The 18336-nt window shown below is 31.0% G+C and carries 19 protein-coding genes; 17 read left to right on the top strand and 2 right to left on the bottom strand.

Going from position 1 to position 18336, the window contains the following annotated elements:
- The first annotated feature begins 10 nt into the window (after positions 1 to 10).
- The 5 genes from recG to B5X81_RS22465 all read left to right on the top strand — a co-directional run bounded on the left by recG (position 11) and on the right by B5X81_RS22465 (position 4139).
- Positions 11 to 2068 carry an ATP-dependent DNA helicase RecG gene (gene recG, locus B5X81_RS22485; protein WP_079495095.1) on the top strand — a complete coding sequence of 686 codons (2058 nt, stop codon included), beginning with the start codon at positions 11 to 13 and terminating at the stop codon, positions 2066 to 2068.
- Positions 2069 to 2179: 111 nt separating this feature from the next.
- Positions 2180 to 2383: an alpha/beta-type small acid-soluble spore protein gene (locus B5X81_RS22480; RefSeq protein ID WP_079495093.1), complete on the top strand. Its 204-nt coding sequence runs from the start codon at positions 2180 to 2182 to the stop codon at positions 2381 to 2383.
- 244 nt (positions 2384 to 2627) lie between these two features.
- Positions 2628 to 3200: a 16S rRNA (guanine(966)-N(2))-methyltransferase RsmD gene (gene rsmD, locus B5X81_RS22475; protein ID WP_079495091.1), complete on the top strand. Its 573-nt coding sequence runs from the start codon at positions 2628 to 2630 to the stop codon at positions 3198 to 3200.
- A gap of 1 nt (position 3201) precedes the next feature.
- Positions 3202 to 3675, top strand: a complete 474-nt coding sequence (gene coaD, locus B5X81_RS22470; RefSeq protein WP_079495089.1) for a pantetheine-phosphate adenylyltransferase — start codon at positions 3202 to 3204, stop codon at positions 3673 to 3675.
- Between the two features lie 14 nt (positions 3676 to 3689).
- Positions 3690 to 4139, top strand: coding sequence for a cytochrome P450 (locus B5X81_RS22465; RefSeq protein WP_170917561.1), 450 nt, complete (start codon positions 3690 to 3692; stop codon positions 4137 to 4139).
- A gap of 9 nt (positions 4140 to 4148) precedes the next feature.
- On the opposite strand, the gene B5X81_RS22460 is transcribed toward B5X81_RS22465, so the two are convergent.
- Together B5X81_RS22460 and B5X81_RS22455 are read right to left on the bottom strand one after the other, a co-directional pair.
- Positions 4149 to 5426, bottom strand: a complete 1278-nt coding sequence (locus tag B5X81_RS22460) for a nucleoside recognition domain-containing protein (RefSeq protein WP_079495086.1) — start codon at positions 5424 to 5426, stop codon at positions 4149 to 4151.
- Positions 5427 to 5690: 264 nt separating this feature from the next.
- A complete protein-coding gene (locus tag B5X81_RS22455) occupies positions 5691 to 6938 on the bottom strand; it encodes a nucleotidyltransferase (protein WP_079495084.1) in 1248 nt (415 codons plus the stop codon).
- An 828-nt stretch (positions 6939 to 7766) separates the two neighbouring features.
- On the opposite strand from B5X81_RS22455, the gene B5X81_RS22450 reads away from it, so the two are divergent.
- From B5X81_RS22450 to B5X81_RS22395, 12 genes are all read left to right on the top strand, one after another.
- Complete coding sequence (locus B5X81_RS22450; RefSeq protein WP_079495083.1) at positions 7767 to 8960, top strand: acetate kinase; 1194 nt, start codon at positions 7767 to 7769, stop codon at positions 8958 to 8960.
- 81 nt (positions 8961 to 9041) lie between these two features.
- The gene (locus B5X81_RS22445; protein ID WP_079495081.1) at positions 9042 to 9551 is read left to right on the top strand and encodes a YceD family protein; all 510 of its coding nucleotides are present in this window, start codon (positions 9042 to 9044) and stop codon (positions 9549 to 9551) included.
- A 2-nt stretch (positions 9552 to 9553) separates the two neighbouring features.
- The gene (gene rpmF, locus B5X81_RS22440; protein ID WP_079495080.1) at positions 9554 to 9733 is read left to right on the top strand and encodes a 50S ribosomal protein L32; all 180 of its coding nucleotides are present in this window, start codon (positions 9554 to 9556) and stop codon (positions 9731 to 9733) included.
- A gap of 283 nt (positions 9734 to 10016) precedes the next feature.
- Positions 10017 to 10574 carry a transcription factor FapR gene (fapR, locus tag B5X81_RS22435; RefSeq protein ID WP_079495078.1) on the top strand — a complete coding sequence of 186 codons (558 nt, stop codon included), beginning with the start codon at positions 10017 to 10019 and terminating at the stop codon, positions 10572 to 10574.
- A 22-nt stretch (positions 10575 to 10596) separates the two neighbouring features.
- Complete coding sequence (gene plsX, locus B5X81_RS22430) at positions 10597 to 11604, top strand: phosphate acyltransferase PlsX (protein WP_079495077.1); 1008 nt, start codon at positions 10597 to 10599, stop codon at positions 11602 to 11604.
- Entirely contained in the window at positions 11591 to 12589 is a 999-nt protein-coding gene (locus B5X81_RS22425) for a beta-ketoacyl-ACP synthase III (RefSeq protein ID WP_079495075.1), read from the top strand. Before plsX ends, B5X81_RS22425 begins: the two co-directional genes overlap by 14 nt.
- Positions 12590 to 12605: 16 nt before the next feature.
- On the top strand, positions 12606 to 13538 hold the full coding sequence (gene fabD, locus B5X81_RS22420) for an ACP S-malonyltransferase (protein ID WP_079495074.1): 933 nt from the start codon (positions 12606 to 12608) through the stop codon (positions 13536 to 13538).
- 37 nt (positions 13539 to 13575) lie between these two features.
- Entirely contained in the window at positions 13576 to 14319 is a 744-nt protein-coding gene (fabG, locus tag B5X81_RS22415; protein WP_079495072.1) for a 3-oxoacyl-[acyl-carrier-protein] reductase, read from the top strand.
- 200 nt (positions 14320 to 14519) lie between these two features.
- On the top strand, positions 14520 to 14753 hold the full coding sequence (gene acpP / locus B5X81_RS22410; protein ID WP_079495071.1) for an acyl carrier protein: 234 nt from the start codon (positions 14520 to 14522) through the stop codon (positions 14751 to 14753).
- A 24-nt stretch (positions 14754 to 14777) separates the two neighbouring features.
- Positions 14778 to 16022: a beta-ketoacyl-ACP synthase II gene (gene fabF, locus B5X81_RS22405; protein ID WP_079495069.1), complete on the top strand. Its 1245-nt coding sequence runs from the start codon at positions 14778 to 14780 to the stop codon at positions 16020 to 16022.
- A gap of 549 nt (positions 16023 to 16571) precedes the next feature.
- Positions 16572 to 17282 (top strand): ribonuclease III, encoded by a 711-nt coding sequence (rnc, locus tag B5X81_RS22400; RefSeq protein WP_079495068.1) that lies wholly within the window; start codon positions 16572 to 16574, stop codon positions 17280 to 17282.
- A complete protein-coding gene (locus tag B5X81_RS22395; protein ID WP_079495066.1) occupies positions 17275 to 18330 on the top strand; it encodes an elongator complex protein 3 in 1056 nt (351 codons plus the stop codon). Before rnc ends, B5X81_RS22395 begins: the two co-directional genes overlap by 8 nt.
- The last annotated feature ends 6 nt before the right edge of the window (positions 18331 to 18336 follow it).

Raw genomic sequence — 18336 nt, 5'->3', positions numbered from 1 at the left:
GGGTGGTAATATGCTGATTTTGAATGATTCTATTTCAAAGATTAAGGGCATAGGTCCTAAAAAGCTTGCCTTATTATCCAAATTAAATATTTTTTCTATTAAGGATTTATTATTTTATTATCCAAATACATATCAAAATAGAAGGAATATGCAAAAATTAGATCAGGTAAAGCATATGGAAAAAGCAACAATAATTGCTAGGGTTTGTGGTAAACCAAAAATAATAAGAACCAGAAAGAGAATGAAAATATTAAAAATACCTATTGAGGATGGAACTAAAAGAGGATATGTAACATTTTTTAATTCAGTATTTTTAAAAAATGTTTTTAGAGAAAATGAAAGCTATTATTTTTATGGAAATGTAAATAATATTGGTGGATATATAGAAATAACTCATCCGGAATACTGCAGTGTTAAATCAGACAGCCTGGAAAACTTCTGTCGAATACAACCCATATATGGATTAACAAAGGGATTAACTCAAAAAGAAATGAGCAATTATATTGACTATATATTGTTCAAAAGCCCTGTGAAAACATATGAATATTTACCATCTAAGGTAATAAATAATAACAAAATGTGTGATATTGAATATGCAATAAAGAATATACACTTTCCATCATCTCCAAGGGCACTTAAAGTGGCAAAATATAGATTAGTATTTGAGGAACTTTTTTTTCTACAAATAGGATTAATTATGATAAAGAAAAAGTATTTTAATAGTAATAATGGTATAAAGTTCAAGGTTACATCGAAATTTGAGAACCTAGTTGAAAGCTTACCATTTGATCTGACAAAGGCTCAACGAGGTACCCTCAATGATATTATAGAGGATATGACAACGGCTAAGGAAATGAATAGGTTAATACAGGGAGATGTTGGTTCAGGTAAGACAATTATTGCTCTTTTAGCAATGTATTTGGCATATTTAAACGGTTATCAGAGTACATTAATGGCTCCGACGGAAATATTGGCTGAACAACATTTTAAGAGCTTTGAAAAATTACTCGGGCCCCTTGGAGTTAGAATTGGTGTACTATCTAGAAGTGTTAAGAATAAAGAGGATATTATAAGCAATATAAAGGATGGGAAAATAGATATGATTATTGGTACCCATGCTTTAATACAGGATAAAATAGAGTTTAAAAATTTGGGTTTAGTTGTTACAGATGAGCAGCATAGGTTTGGGGTAAGACAAAGAAGCTTTCTTAAGAAAAAAGGTTTAACAACAGATGTTTTAGTTATGTCGGCCACTCCAATTCCAAGGACACTTTCATTAATATTGTATGGAGATCTTGACATATCTATTATAGATGAGCTTCCACCTGGAAGAAAGCATATAAAAACTTATCATGTAACAAAAGATAAAACTACAAAGCTTTATGAATTTATAAAAGGAGAATTTAGAAAAGGCAGACAAGGTTATATTGTTTGTCCATTAGTTGAGGAATCAGAAAAAATAGATGCAAAGTCTGCTGTAGAGCTTTATGATGAGCTTAAAAATACTGTGTTTAAGTCATGGAATCTGGAACTAATTCATGGAAAAATGAAAGCCGACGAAAAAGAAACTATAATGAAAAGATTTCAGGCGGGTGAAATTGATTTATTAATCTCTACTTCAGTAATAGAAGTTGGCATAAATGTTCCCAATTCAACAATAATGGTAATAATGAATGCAGAAAGGTTTGGATTAGCCCAGCTCCATCAGCTTAGAGGTAGAGTAGGCAGAGGAGAATTTCAATCCTATTGTTTTCTTATTAGTGAAGCTAAGAACAAAGTTGCCTTAGAAAGAATGAAAACAATGGAAAGCACGAATAATGGATTTATAATTGCTGAAAAAGATTTGGAATTAAGGGGACCAGGTGATTTTTTTGGAACTAAGCAACACGGATTACCTGAACTTAAAATTGCAGATTTATTTAAGCATAGAGATATACTTAAAAAAGCCCAAAAAGATGCCTTTGACATCTTAAAAAACTATAAAATTTTAAGTGACGAAGAAAAAAAATTATTAAAAAATAAAGTGGGCCAATTATTTGGAGATTTGTTTAGAGAATTTTCAATATAAAGCCCACATATAATGCCTTCTGTAGATTAGTCGATGTTTACATTTCATGAAAAAATTACTAGCATATACTTTTGAATTAATGGAGAAATTAATATTACAGGAGGTGATATTATGGCTAACACAAATAAGAAAGTTGTTCCAGAAGCTAAACAAGCTCTTAATCAAATGAAATATGAAATTGCTAGTGAACTTGGATTATCTAACTACCAAACAACTGACAAAGGAAATTTAACAGCTAGACAAAATGGTTATGTTGGTGGATATATGACTAAGAGACTAGTAGAAATGGCTGAAAGACAAATGTCAGGTAAATAAATAATAAAAATAAAAAGAAGAGATGGTAGTTTTTTTACCATCTCTTCTTTTTATTTTTATAAGCCTTTTTTCTATTCAAAGATATGTAAGAAAAACAAATTTATTACATGAAGAAAAAGGGAATATAAAAACTTCCTATATAGGAGCTAGCGCGACGAGTTAAATTGGAATATAGGACTTTAAACTCATAGGGGAAAGGGAAGAAAAGATTGTTCATATTTTGCATTTGTGCTAAAATATAATCTTGAAAGGAGCGTATAAATTGAGGATAATAAGCGGGGAGGCAAAAGGTGTAAAACTAAAGGCTCCAAAGGGTATAAAGACGAGACCCACTAGTGATAAGGTAAAGGAATCAGTTTTTAATATAATAGCACCCTATGTAGAAAATTCAAATATCTTGGATTTGTTTTCTGGCACCGGTAATTTAGGAATAGAAGCTGTAAGTCGAGGTGCAGCGCATGCATACTTAGTTGAAAAAAATAGAAAACAATATAATATTATTAAAGAAAATATTTTAAAAACAAAATTAAATGATAAAATAGAAGTGATAATAGAAGATGTATATATTGCTTTAGAGAAATTTGGTAAATCGAACCATAAATTTGATATAATTTTTATGGATCCACCATATTTAAAAAATTATATTATTCCTTGTTTAGGAAAAATAGCAGAGATAAATTTACTAGATGCAGATGGAATAATAATTGTAGAGCATGATATAAAGGATATAATTCCTGAAGTAATAAATAATTTAGTGAGATTTAAAGAAAAAAAATATGGCAGTACCATGATCTCTTTTTATCGCAAGGAGGAATAAAATGAGAAATGTAATTTATCCAGGAAGCTTTGATCCTATAACCAATGGTCATTTAGATATTATAAAAAGAACAGCAAAAATATTTGACAAAGTAATTGTTGCAGTTGTAGATAACCCCAGTAAAAATCCTATGTTTACCCTTAAGGAAAGGGTTGAGCTAATTAAAGGTGCCACTAAGGATATTAAGAATATTGAAATAGATTGTTTTTCAGGATTACTAATAGATTATGTAAAAGGGAAAAATATAAGTGTAATGGTAAAGGGATTAAGGGCTGTTTCAGATTTTGAGTATGAGTTTCAGATGGCATTAATGAATAAAAAGCTTGATGAAAATATTGAGACACTGTTTATGACAACTAACAGCAAATATTCTTATTTAAGCTCTAGCTTAGTTAAAGAGGTATTTAGACTTGGAGGTTGTGTTAATGAGCTTGTACCTGATATTGTAATAGAAGAAATGAAGAAAAAAATATAAAAGGGGGATTTGTCGTGAATGTGTTAGGTCTTATTGATACACTTGAAGATTTGATTGAAAGCGGTTCATCCATACCATTTTCTGGTAAAGTTCTGTTGGATAAGGATGAAATTACCGAATTAATAAAAGAAATACGTATTCAGCTTCCCGATGAAGTTAAACAAGCCCAGTGGATTAAAGAAGAGAGAAATAAAATATTAGTTGAAGCCCAAAAAGAAGCAGACCGAATAGTGCAAAATGCTAAAGATAGAGTAGAGGAGCTAGCAGAAAAAGATCAAATAGTAAAACTGGCACAAGCAAAAGCAGAAAAGATTATCATAGCATCTCAGGAAAAGGCAAATGAAATCAAATATGGGTCAATTCAATATGCAGATGAAATTTTAGAAAAATTAGAAAAAAATGCATCAGAGATAATTGGAACAATAAAAGGAAATAGGGAAGAATTAAAAAATATGAATATTTAGCTTTGAAAATTATTTTCTCTTTGATAAACCTAATAAAATACTAATTATAAGTAAGACAATAAAAATTACTATAAACATAGAGCTTGCAAAAATTAAATTATCTGCCCATGTATATTTAACGGATCTGTTTATTATGTGAAAAAAAGCTTCTTTGTCAAGGGGAGTATAATTGAAGTTAGTTAGTTTTAAGATAAATAGTACATATATACCAGAAATAATAGAATGCAATAATTTAGATATCATATATGAATTCATGTTTATATCTGTTCCATTAAGCAAACTGGCTGATTGAGCGTGAATAGATAATCCGCTCCAAGAGATTATCATTGTAGCTAAGGTGATTTGTGTAGTTGGTTGTATTAATAAGGCTTCTGAAGCTATCTTACAGCCCATTGTAATTTCAATGATTCCAGTAAGCATAGCTTCTATTATGCCCTTTGGGATACTAATAGTATTATATGTAACAAATTTAATGGCTGACATTATATAATTGAAAAAACCAATTAAATATAATTCTTCTGTTATAACTGAAAATGTGACAATCATGCCGCCAACTAAGACCAGTGTTGATATAGCTTCTTTAACAGAATCACCAAGTAGTTTTCCAATTGTTCTTCCGTCATTTTGTTTTTCTTTTAACATTTCCTCTATTGCTTTTTTAAAAATATTTTTCCCATCGCATTTGTTGAAATTTTTAGGTGTAGAATCAATATAAATAAATTTAAATATAATACCAACGGTTATAGCACTTAAATAGTGAGCTAATATAATGTAGGGTCCAATACTTGCATTATTGAACATTCCAATAGCAACAGAGCCTATCATAAATAATGGACCGGATGTACTGCAAAATGATATAATTCTTTGGGCTTCAGATTTACTTATGGTTTTATTTTTTCTCAAATTTGCAGTTAATTTTACTCCCATTGGATATCCCGATGTTATACTCATGGCAAATACAAAGGAAGCTTCTCCAGGAACATTAAATATAGGTCTAATTAAAGGCTCTATGAGTACTCCTATAAATTTAACAACTCCTAGTCCAACTAAAACTTCTGCTCCAATAAAAAAAGGTAGTAAAGAAGGCAATACTACGTTAGCCCATAGAATAATGCCATTATGTGCAGCATCTATTATTTCCTTGGGATATAGAACTATAAAAAAAACCATAAAAACAACAATTATAATAAAAACAATAGACTTAAGTTTATTAAAAATGTCTTTATGTTTAAACCTCAAAAGAACAAGAGATAGAATTATTAATAGTATTACAATGAAGTTAGTCAACTTTGCTGCCTCCCTAAATCATATATACTTGAGAAACTTGCATAATTAACATTATTAATTTTAAAATACAATATGAAGATAACTCACCTGACTTTCTCTATTACATTTTGTATTTTTAATTTTTCACATGTATTATGCAATTTCCTCACTTCTATATATATTTAGAGAGGCATTATTTTATTACTTTAAAAGGGCTTTATCTTTTTTACTAAGGTCCTTTTAGCAATATTCAAAATTTTGAACTTAGAACTGCAAAAGCCTTATCTATATACTTTTGTCTATATAAGGTTTTTTTATATAATCATAGCCACCTTTAGATAGTTTCTTTTCTTTATATAGAAGAGAATAAATGTCCGTTGCAATTAGGTCTATTTCCATCATCCTTTTAGAATGTTCATTTGGAGGATTATATCTTTTTAGATTAGTTATAATTGGTAGGGAGCTTGATTCCTTTATCGATTTTAACAACTGAGCTCCTTTGCTATTAAATCCAAGCACCCTAATATATTGAGGATTTAGATCTTTTGCCAATGTATTTACATCTTCCTTAGATATACCTAATATTGCTTTAATAAGGATTCTTTTAAGTCTTGTCATGGTATATCTTTTTGTTTTCAAATATTGTAATAAATCATCATAGCTTGTACAGATCATAGATGCTTTTTTCAATCTGTTTTCCAACCCTTCAACAACATCATGAATAGTTTTTAAGTCTTTTGTAGAAGAAAAGCGAAGCTTATACAGAAATATTTTCTCTAAATCTTTAACAAAAATAGGTCCTTTGCCTTCTTGGATGGAAGTACTAATAAATTCATAACTGCTCCTTGGGACAAGATTTTTTAATTTTTCAATATCTTTATAGTTTTCCTCTAATAATTTTCTAATTGCAGTTGCACTACAAATATCATATTTGATTTCGGTAGAATTATAATCAGCCTTTATTCTTTTTAATGTAAAGGGTTTGATTTTGCTTTTAATGATTTTTAAAGCTTTTAAATATTCTATCCCTAAGATAAAATTCGGTGAGTTTAATGAGTTTATGTCTTTTAAGGTATTGCCTAAATACTCTTTTATTGCATTTTCCCTTGCAACTGGAAAGGGATGTCCTATATTTAGCTGATTTTTTAAAATGACTTTGAACTTAGTGGGTTCCTTAACTAATAAATTAGATATTAAGTCAATATTTTTTAAATTATCATTTTCGCTGCCGAAACAAATATAATCAACAATATTTAATGAGTCTAGGAGATTAATACTGCCTGAAGCAAAAAATTCAGCACTATTGCAGGAAAATATCGTTGGTAGCTCTATAACTAGGTCAACTCCTTCCTTGATTGCAATACTACTGCGATCCCATTTATCGAATAGTGCTGGTTCCCCCCGTTGAACAAAATTTCCGCTCATAACAGCTATTGTATGACTTGCCTTTGTAATTTCCTTTGATTTTTCAAGATGGTATTTGTGGCCATTATGAAATGGGTTATATTCCGTAATCAATCCTAGAACCTTCATATTTCCTCCTTGTTTAGCAAAATAATGTCAATCTTTATTTATATATTTTAAAAAAGTTAAAGCTTTTATAAGGTAGATTTTTTTGAAACACATGACGGAAATTATATTCATTTATAATTTATTAAGATTATAATTTCCTATGTGTTATAAAAATCACTCAAATGAAATATTAAAACTCCATAAGTTATATTTAAAAGCAAAAAAATTCATTTACTAGCACAACAGGTTAAATTAACTGTTTTTATGGAATACCTATAAAAATAATTTTGTAGATATGAACTAAATAAATCAATAATAATATTATATCATTTAAAATAATATTATTTATTTTTTATTATAGTAATAAAAAATAAACAATTTTTCTATATACTATAGATAACCAACTCTAAAGTATTATAAATTCTAATGTTGGTTATCCGTATATAGAGATTCCAGTGAAAACTTTAGAAACGAGACTAGCCGCAATGGTTTTATTCCCTGGAGTTTTTTGAGATTTACAAATCAATATTTTAATTTCTTTCACTATATTATTTTTAAAAATCACATTATTTATTATTAAAAAAGCTATAAAAACCAAAAAAATAACAATTTAAGCTTGAAAAATTTTATGATTATTTTATAATTATTATGATGTGGAATTTTTATAATTAACTTTAGAAAGAATATATAGAGAGAATTTACATAGAAAACTTAATGGAATCTATATACTTAATATTTGTAACAAATTAATTATGAAAACACATTGATGTTTAAAAGGTGTATTTAAATGCATATTTATTTACCAATTTATACAAATATTTTATATTTTTGAATATGAGGAGGAATATTATGAAAGTATTAGTTATCAATTGTGGTAGTTCATCATTAAAGTACCAGCTGATTGATATGGAAAATGAAAATGTTTTAGCAATTGGTTTAGCAGAGAGAATAGGAATTGAGGGAGCTAGAGTAAAGCATGAGGTTCCAAATATGGACAAGGTTGTTATTGAAAAGCCAATGGAAGACCATAAAGATGCTCTTAAAATTGTATTGGATGCCCTTGTTGATGAAAAACACGGAGCCATTAAAGATTTAAAGGAAATAAATGCCGTAGGTCATAGAGTAGTACATGCAGGAGAAAAATATAGTGAATCTGTAGTTATCAATGATGATGTAATAAAAGCTCTTGAAGAATGTATCGAATTGGCACCACTTCATAACCCACCAAATTTAATAGGTATTAAAGCTTGTCAGGAATTAATGCCAGGAGTGCAAATGGTTGCTGTTTTTGATACAGCATTCCATCAGACTATGCCTAGCTCATCATATATCTATCCATTGCCTTATGAACTATATGAAAAATATGGTATAAGAAAATATGGATTCCATGGTACTAGTCATAGATATGTTTCAGCTAGAGCTGCAGAGTTTCTTGGTAAAGATATAAATGAAATGAAAATAGTTACTTGTCACTTAGGAAATGGTGCTAGTTTAGCTGCAGTGAAAAATGGAAAATGTATTGATACAAGCATGGGCTTTACACCACTTGAAGGTTTGGCTATGGGTACGAGATGTGGAGATATAGACCCAGCTATAGTAACATTTATTATGGAAAAAGAAAATTTGGATATTAATGGAATTAATAATATCATGAATAAAAAATCAGGTGTTCTTGGGATTTCAGGTGTTAGCAGTGACTTTAGAGATATAGAAGAAGCTGCAGAAAAGGGAAATGAAAGAGCTAAACTTGCTTTAGATAAATTCAATATGAGAGTTAAAAAATATATAGCTGCTTATGCAGCAGTTATGGGAGGCGTAGATACGGTAGTATTTACTGCTGGACTTGGTGAAAATTCATCTTCAAATAGAAAAGAGATTTGCTCTGGCTTAGAATTTATGGGCATAAAAATTGATGATGAAAAGAATAATGTAAGGGGAAAAGATGCAGTAGTAAGTACAGATGATTCAAAGGTAAAAGTTTTAGTAGTTCCTACAAACGAAGAATTAATGATTGCTAAGGATACAGTGGAACTTTTAAAATAATTTGTTTTTATCAAGTACTTTTACTTGACAAATATTCGATAGGTTTGTATAATAAATCTGTCTGTGCTATGGGGTGTTCCTATGAATATCAATATTTCTAAACTTATTACTGAAAAAATTGAATATGTTGATATAAATTTTGATTTCATTTTAGATGATTCAGAATTTCTTAAGGACTATAATATAGTCAAATCAAGCCCTATCAGAGTTTTAGGAAAAATATATAAAGAAAGTGATAGTATATTTATAGATGCTAGTTTTTCTGGAAAAGCTGTGTTTCAGTGCAGTAGATGTCTCAAGGAATTTAAATCTAATATTTCTGATAATATTGAATTTTATATTCCAATATCTGAAAATAAAGTTGAAGACGATTCCTATATTAATGGACATCTTCTAAATCTAAAAATGGTTATTGAAGAAGCTTTGGCTTTTTCTTTGCCCATGAAGGTTCTTTGTAGTGAAGAGTGTAAAGGTTTATGTCCAAACTGTGGACAGAATCTTAACATAGATGAATGTAACTGCGATATAGATGATATTGACCCTAGACTGGAAAAACTAAAGCATTTTTTCAATGAAGACGAGGAGGTGTAGTTATGGCAGTACCAAAGCGAAAAACGTCTAAAGCAAGAAGAGATAAGAGAAGAGCTTCTAATATAAAAATGACAGCTCCTAACCTTGTTGAGTGCCCTCAATGTCATGAATCAAAAATGCCCCATAGAGTATGTGATTCATGCGGTTATTATGGAGACAAAGAAGTAATTAAAGTTGACTAATATGGAGATTTAAGTAAAACTATTAATTTGTACATATCAAAAGCTTTTAGAAGTATTGGCTATTTTGATATGTATAAATTAAGTTTTGCTATATAAACTCTACAGCAAAAAATAATAAGTATTTAAATTTTAGATGAAAATAGTAATGGTATATTATACCATTACTATTTTTTGTTAAAAAAAACTTGCATCAGAGGAAAAAATCATTTATACTAATTATTAGCATCAGGTACTAAGACTTGTTAAAAATAGATTAATTAATATTAATAAAGAGGTGGGATTTGTGTCTTCAAAAAAGCTTAAAAGAAAAGATAGGCTGGAGAGATTGAAAAAAGAGATCCAGGAAAATCCCTTTATTACAGATGAAGAGTTGAGCGAGCTCTTTAATGTTAGTATTCAAACTATAAGATTAGATAGATTGTATCTTAATATTCCAGAGTTAAGGGAAAGAATTAGAAATGTTGCTAAAATTAATTACAAGAAAGTTAGAACTATAGGTGAAGCAGAGATAATAGGAGAACTTATTGATATTGAATTAAATAAAAAAGGGATTTCTATTTTGGAAACTGATTCCAGTATGGTTTTCAAAAAAACCAAAATTGTTAGAGGTCACTACATATTTGCTATGGCTGAATCTTTGGCAATGGCAGTTATAGATGCTGATGTGGCATTGACAGGTGTTGCCAATATAAAATATAGAGTTCCAGTTTTATCGGGACAAAAGCTTATAGCTAAAGCGGAAGTCACAAGAGTTAGAGGAAATAACTATTTTGTTCATGTGAAGATAACGGTTAAGGATGAGCAAGTCTTTAGAGGAAAATTTATTTTAGTGTCTATATAGACATTTTTAGGGGGAGAATAAAATGAAGATTGCAATAGATGCAATGGGTGGAGATAAAGCCCCAGGAGCTATAGTTGAAGGATGTATAAGCTCTTTAAAAGAAATAGATTCAAATATTGTTTTGGTAGGAAAGGAACAAATAATAAAGAGTGAATTGGAGAAAAGGACAAAGGATTATAGAAGAATAGATATTGTAAATGCCGACGAGATAATCAGTAACGAAGACAAACCAGTTCAAGCTATTCGGCGAAAAAGAAACTCCTCTATGGCAGTAGGCTTTAAATTACTTAAAAAAAATGAAGCAGAAGTATTTGTATCAGCAGGGAATACAGGCGCCTTGCTGGCAGGTGCTTCATTGAGACTCGGAAGAATAAAGGGAATAGATAGACCAGCAATTGCTTCAATTTATCCTACCAAAAAAGGTTCTTCAATTTTAATCGATGCAGGGGCAAATGCTGAATGTAAACCAAGAAATCTTTATGAATTTGGTGTTATGGGATCAGCCTATTTGGAAAATGTATTAAATATAAGAAATCCAAAGGTTGGAATAGTTAATATTGGAACAGAAGAGGGTAAAGGTAATAAGCTGATAAATAAATCCTATGATATTATGAAAAGCTCAAATCTTAATTTTTATGGCAATGTTGAAGCTAGAGATATACCCTATGGTATTGTAGATGTGATAGTATGTGATGGATTTGTTGGAAATGTAATACTCAAGCTTACAGAGGGTGTTGCCATGAGTCTAATGTCTATGCTTAAGGAGGTTTTAACAAAGGATATTTTTAGTAAACTTAGTGCAATAGCATTAAAGGGTGGACTAAAGGATTTTAAATCAAGGCTTGACTATACAGAATATGGTGGAGCGCCGCTTTTGGGAGTTAAAAAACCGGTAATCAAAGCCCATGGAAGTTCAAATGGCAAAGCAATAAAGAATGCAATTAAATATGGAGAGCTTTTCAGCCAAAGAGGTGTAATTGAAAGGATAGAAGAAGAAATTAATCGTATGGGAGCTGATGAATTTGAATAAAACCTTAAGAAGTGTTGGTATATTAGGCACTGGAAGTAGTTTGCCAGAAAAAATTATTACCAATTATGACTTAGAAAAGATAGTTGATACATCACATGAATGGATTGTAACAAGAACAGGGATACACAGTAGGCGAATAGCCGATGATAATACTGCAACTTCGGATTTAGCAACTGAGGCAGCATTGAAAGCTTTGAAGGCTGCAAATGTGAAAGCTCAGGAAATTGATTTAATTATTGTTGCAACTGTTACAGAGGATATGGCTTTTCCTGCAACTGCTTGCATTGTTCAAGATAATATTGGAGCAGTAGGTGCTGCAGCCTTTGACCTCAGTGCTGGCTGTTCAGGATTCCTATATGAATTAGCTGTTGCTAAACAGTTTATAGCCGCAGGGGTATATAATAAAGTTCTTATTATTGGAGCAGAAACCCTTTCAAAAGTCATGAATTGGAATGATAGAAACACCTGTGTTTTATTTGGAGATGGAGCAGGTGCTGCAGTATTAGGTCCTACAGAAGAAGGCAGTGGAATTTTATCTACCCATTTAGGAGCTAATGGAGAAGGGGGCAAATTTTTAACACTTCCAGCAGGTGGTTCAAGAATGCCTGCTTCAGTAGAAACAGTTGAGCAAAATCTTCACTATATAAAAATGGATGGAAGTGAGGTTTTCAAATTTGCAGTTAGAGCAATGGGAAATGCAGCTAAAAAGGCTTTAGAGCTGTGTGATTTAGGCGTTGAGGATATTGACTATTTAGTACCCCATCAAGCAAATACCAGGATTATAGCTGCAGCTGCAAAGCGTTTAAAGCTGCCAATCGAAAAAGTTTATGTTAATCTTGATAAGTATGGAAACATGTCAGCAGCTTCTATACCAGTGGCATTAGATGAAGCTGTAAGAAATGGAAAAATAAAAAAAGGTGATAATCTTGTTTTAGTTGGATTTGGAGCAGGCCTTACCTGGGGTTCTTGTGTAATCAAATGGTAATTTAGGAGGAAATGAAATGAAAAATATAGCTTTTGTTTTTCCAGGACAAGGAGCACAGTATGTTGGAATGGGAAAAGAGTTTGTAGAAAATTTTAATATAGCAAATGATATTTTTGAAAGGGCTTCTGATTCTCTAGGATACGATATGAAAGAACTTTGCTTTGAAGGACCAGAAGATGAGCTTAAGAAAACTGAAAATACCCAGCCTGCAATTTTGACTGTAAGTATAGCGGCATATGAAGTGTTAATAAAACATGGATATAAACCAAAGGCATTAGCAGGCTTAAGTTTGGGTGAATTTTCAGCTCTTGTGGCATCAAATGTAATGTCCTTTGAAGAAGCAGTGAAGGTTGTAAGAAAAAGAGGCAGATACATGCAGCAGGAGGTTCCCCTTGGTGTAGGGACAATGGCGGCATTTATTGGACTTGATAGAGAAAAGGTTATAGAGGCCTGCAATAAAGCCTCACAGTTTGGTGTTGTGGAGCCAGCTAATTTCAATTCTCCAATTCAAACAGTAATTTCAGGAGAAATAAAGGCTGTAGAAAAAGCTGTTCAGATAGGAAAAGAACTTGGGGCAAAAAAAGCTAAAGTGTTAAATGTTTCAGCCCCCTTTCATTCAAGTATGCTAAAGGGTGCTGGAGAAAAGCTATCAAAAGAGCTGGATAAAATAGAGTTTAAAGAATTCACATATCCGATAGTTGCCAACGTTACAGCAGAGTATTACAATTCTGTTTCACAGGTAAGTAAGCTTTTGGTCAAGCAAGTGAGTAATTCTGTTCTATGGGAAGATTCTGTAAAGAGAATGATAAAAGATGGAATAGATACTTTTGTAGAAGTGGGTCCAGGAAAAGCATTATCCGGTTTCATTAAAAGGATTTCACGTAATGTGCAAATATTGAATGTTGAAGATATGGAATCCCTTGAAAAAACTTTAAAGGCTCTAGAATAAAGAAAATCAAATAAAAACTACATATGGAGGTAGTGTTATGTGTTTGTCAGGTAAAACAGCAATAGTAACTGGTGGCTCAAGGGGCATTGGCAAGGCTGTGGCATTAAAATTAGCAGAAAAAGGTGCCAATATAGTAGTTAATTATACTAGCAATTCAACTAAGGCAGAGGAAGTAGTAAATGAGATTAAGAAAATGGGAAGAGAGGCTTTGGCTATTAAAGCAGATGTTTCAAATTCCGATGATGTGAAGAATTTAATAAAAGAAACGGAAAAACAATTCTCAAATATAGATATACTAATAAATAATGCAGGAATTACAAAAGATACTTTACTCATAAGAATGAAAGAAGACGATTGGGATAAGGTAATGAGTGTCAATTTAAAGGGAACCTTTTTATGTACAAAATTGGTTGGTAAAAAAATGATGAAGCAAAGAAGAGGAAAAATAGTTAATATAGCATCTATTGTAGGAATTATTGGAAATGCTGGCCAAGCTAATTATTCTGCCTCAAAGGCTGGGATTATAGGATTTACAAAATCCACTGCTAAAGAATTAGCATCTAGAGGCATTAATGTTAATGCCGTTGCCCCAGGATTCATTGAAACAGAAATGACTAAAAAACTTTCAGAAGAAGTAGTAGAAAATTATGCCAAAAATATACCCTTAGGCAAAATGGGTACACCAGAGGATGTGGCAAATGTAGTATTTTTCTTATGCTCTCAGGAAGCTAGTTATGTAACTGGGCAGGTTATAAATATAGATGGTGGTATGGTTATGTAATAAACTATAACTCATAAGTTATCAACTATCAACTCAATAGACTAGTCTAAAAAGCAGTCTATATATTCTAAATTTATAATTTAGGAAATTGCATAATTAGAATAATATACAGATATACAATTGTCTCAAATTGAAATTATGCAATTATCTCAAGTTTCATTTTATATAAAAAAATTACTGAGAAAGGTTAGGTGTTTAATATGGTATTTGATAAAGTGGTAGAAATTATTGTTGAGCAATTAGATATAGATAATGTAGAGGAGATTACTCCTAAAACTTCTTTAATGGGAGACTTAGAAGCTGATTCTCTTGATGCTGTAGAAGTAATCATGGCCCTTGAGGATGAATTTGAGATTGAAATCCCTGATGAAGATGCTGAAAATTTTAAAAACATAGGTGATATAGCAAAATACATTGAAGAAAAATCAAAATAGTAGATAGGTATAGGAGGAATTTAATTGAGTAAAAGAAGAGTAGTCATAACAGGAATAGGTGTAATTTCTCCAATTGGTATTGGCAAAGAAAACTATTGGAATGCATTAAAAAAAGGTGTTAGTGGTGTAGATAAGATTACAAAGTTTGATGTATCGGACTATACTACTCAAATTGCTGGTGAGGTTAAAGATTTTGATCCCCATGATTATTTTGAGAAGAAAGAAGCCAGGAGAATGGATAGATTCACTCAATTTGCAGTGGCGGCTTCTAAAATGGCTTTAGAAGATTCAAAATTAAATTTAGATAAAGTTAATAGAGAAAGAGTTGGAGTATCATTAGGTTCTGGTGTTGGTGGCATTGAGACTTTAGAAAAGGAATATGATAAGCTAAACAAAAAAGGTCCCAAAAGGGTTAGTCCATTTTTTATACCAATGATGATTTCCAACATTGGTGCAGGTCATATTTCTATGGCCTTAGGGGCTAAGGGACCAAGTATCACTTCAGTATCTGCCTGTGCCTCATCTAATAATGCTATTGGAGAAGCCTTTAAAATCATTGAAAGAGGCGACGCTGATATGATGTTTTCAGGTGGAGCTGAAGCATCTATAACTCCTTTGTCAGTAGCTGGTTTTTGTACGATGAAGGCTATGTCCACAAGAAATGATGATCCTAAAACTGCATCTCGCCCCTTTGACAAAGACAGAGATGGGTTTGTAATGGGGGAAGGCTCAGGAATAATTATTTTAGAAGAACTAGAACATGCTAAAAAAAGAGGTGCAACAATATATGGGGAAATAGTAGGCTATGGTATGTCATCTGATGCTTATCATATAACAGCACCAGCTCCTGAAGGAGAAGGTGCCGCTAGGGCAATGAAGAATGCTATTGATGATGCTGGAATAAAGCCTGAGGATGTAAATTATATAAATGCCCATGGTACTTCAACTCCCTACAATGATAAATTTGAATCCATGGCGATAAAAACTGTATTTGGTCAGCACGCATATAATCTATCAATTAATTCTACAAAATCAATGACAGGACATCTTCTTGGTGCAGCTAGTTCAATAGAAGCAATAGCATCTCTATTGGCTGTAAAGGAAGACTATATTCATCCTACAATAAATATACTGAATCCCGATCCCGAACTTGATTTGGATTATGTGCCCAATGAAGGAAAGAAAAGAGAAGTTAATTATGCCCTTTCCAATTCATTGGGTTTTGGAGGACATAATGTTGCAATAGTTTTAAAGAAATATAAAGAATAGAATTAATGAATTGAGCAAATTGCATAATTGCCTTCTCAAAAAACTAACTACCACATATTGTTTTAAAATCTTCGAAGCTATACCATCAAAATATATTTTATTGTAAATAATTAAATTAGGGATAATATTCGCATATGCAATTTTGCCAAATTAGAGTTATGCAATTTCTTTAATTAATAAAGCGTCTAATGATATGATACTTCATAACGACGCTTTATTAATTTTATATTCTAAATTTAACGTTGTAAGTTGCATTTTTATGCTATTTCCTTAGTCGTTTTCTTTTCTTTTTATTATTTTCTCATCTTACTATCTATATGGATAAAGAAAATTGATTGATAGTAGTCTATATAGGATCTCATTATTAAATAATACTTTTAATTTGTACTAAATAAGTATAAAATAGTAATGTGGAATTTCAAAATATTATACTGGAGAAGGTTTTTCGAATATTTTTTATTAAAGAATTAAACTTAAAGGATTGAAGAAACTTTTCTGCTCTTTTATAAAATGCATTCGAAATATCTTCTTAATTTGGAGGAAAAGAAGATGCATAGAGGTAATTTAAAAGAATTTGAAGACTTAATTCACTATGAATTTAGGAATAAGGAATTATTAGTTGAAGCGTTAACCCATAGTTCCTATGCAAATGAAAGGAAGAACAGAAAATGCAAATATAATGAAAGGTTGGAGTTTTTAGGAGACTCTGTACTGGGACTTGTAATCAGTGACTACCTTTTTATTAATTATCCTGATTTGCCAGAAGGAGAGCTTACTAAAACCAGAGCTAAAATTGTCTGTGAGACAACCCTATCTTTTTGTGCTAAAACGATTAATTTAGGATATTATTTAATGCTGGGCAAGGGTGAAGAAGCAACTGGTGGCAGGGAAAGACAGTCATTATTAGCCGATGCATTTGAATCTATTATTGGAGCTATTTATTTAGATGGAGGAATAGATAGTGCAACAATGTTTATCCTCAGTACAATGAGGGAAGTTATAAATGATGCTCTTTGTGGAAAAATCTTTATAGATTATAAAACACGTTTACAGGAAGTAATACAAAATGATTCTAATGTAAAAATAACATATGAAATTATAAATGAGAAAGGCCCAGACCATAATAAGACATTTTATACCCAGGTTAAAAGAAATGCTCGTGTTTTAGGTCATGGAAAAGGGAAGAGTAAGAAGGAATCTGAACAAAATGCTGCCAGAATGGCATTAGACGTTATGAAAGGAAGCTGTAATATTGAGTAAAAAAAATTATATTATACCTATTTTTGTTCCCCATCATGGTTGTCCATTTGATTGCGTGTTTTGCAATCAAAAAAAAATAACTGGTATTGATACTCCTTTAACTGGTGCTCAAATTCAGAAACAAATTGAAGATTATGTAGAGTCAATTGGAGAAAAAAAGGACAAGCATATTGAAATTGCCTTTTTTGGAGGCAGTTTTACCGGCATAAATATAAATAAGCAAAGAGAGTTTTTACAGATAGCAAGTAAATGGCGTAGGACTGGATATGTAGATGATATAAGACTTTCAACAAGGCCAGACTATATTAATAAGGAAATACTCTTAAATTTAAAAGAAAATGATGTCTCAATAATAGAGCTTGGAGTTCAATCCTTGAAGGATGAGGTTCTTAGAAAAAGCTCAAGGGGCCACTCGGCCCGGGATGTGTTAATTGCCTCCAAGCTAATTAGAAAAATGGGATTTAAATTGGGTCTGCAAATGATGATAGGATTACCCGGTGATAGTTTTGAAAAGTCATTATATACAGCAGAAAAAATAATTTCTTATTGTCCTGATTTTGTAAGAATTTATCCAACCCTTGTTGTACGAGGAACTGAGCTTGAAAAACTATTTTTGCAGGGGCATTATATACCTTTAGATATTGATGAAGCCGTTTTAATTTGTAAAGAAATATATAAGCTCTTTTATAAAAATAATATTCCTATTATACGTATAGGACTTCAACCAACTGATAATATAATGGAAGGTAAAGATGTAATAGCTGGTCCTTTCCATCCAGCGTTTCGTCAGTTAGTAGAAGCAGAAGTTTTTAAAGAAGCTATTGTTAATTCAATAGATTTACACAAAAATAAAATAAATAAGCTGGAATTCATGTTAAATCCAAAGGCAATATCAAATTTAGTAGGCATAAAAAAAGAAAATCTAATTTATTTTAAATCTAGATATAATGTTGATAGTATTAAAATAACTAAGGATTCAGGGATATTAAAAAATAAAGTAAGAATCAATATAAATGATGAAGAAATTATTAATTGTGATATATATTAGATAGAT

Origin of the sequence: Maledivibacter halophilus (assembly GCF_900167445.1) — a bacterium.
GTDB lineage: Bacteria > Bacillota > Clostridia > Peptostreptococcales > Caminicellaceae > Maledivibacter > Maledivibacter halophilus.
This window is presented reverse-complemented; position numbering and strand designations above follow the sequence as displayed.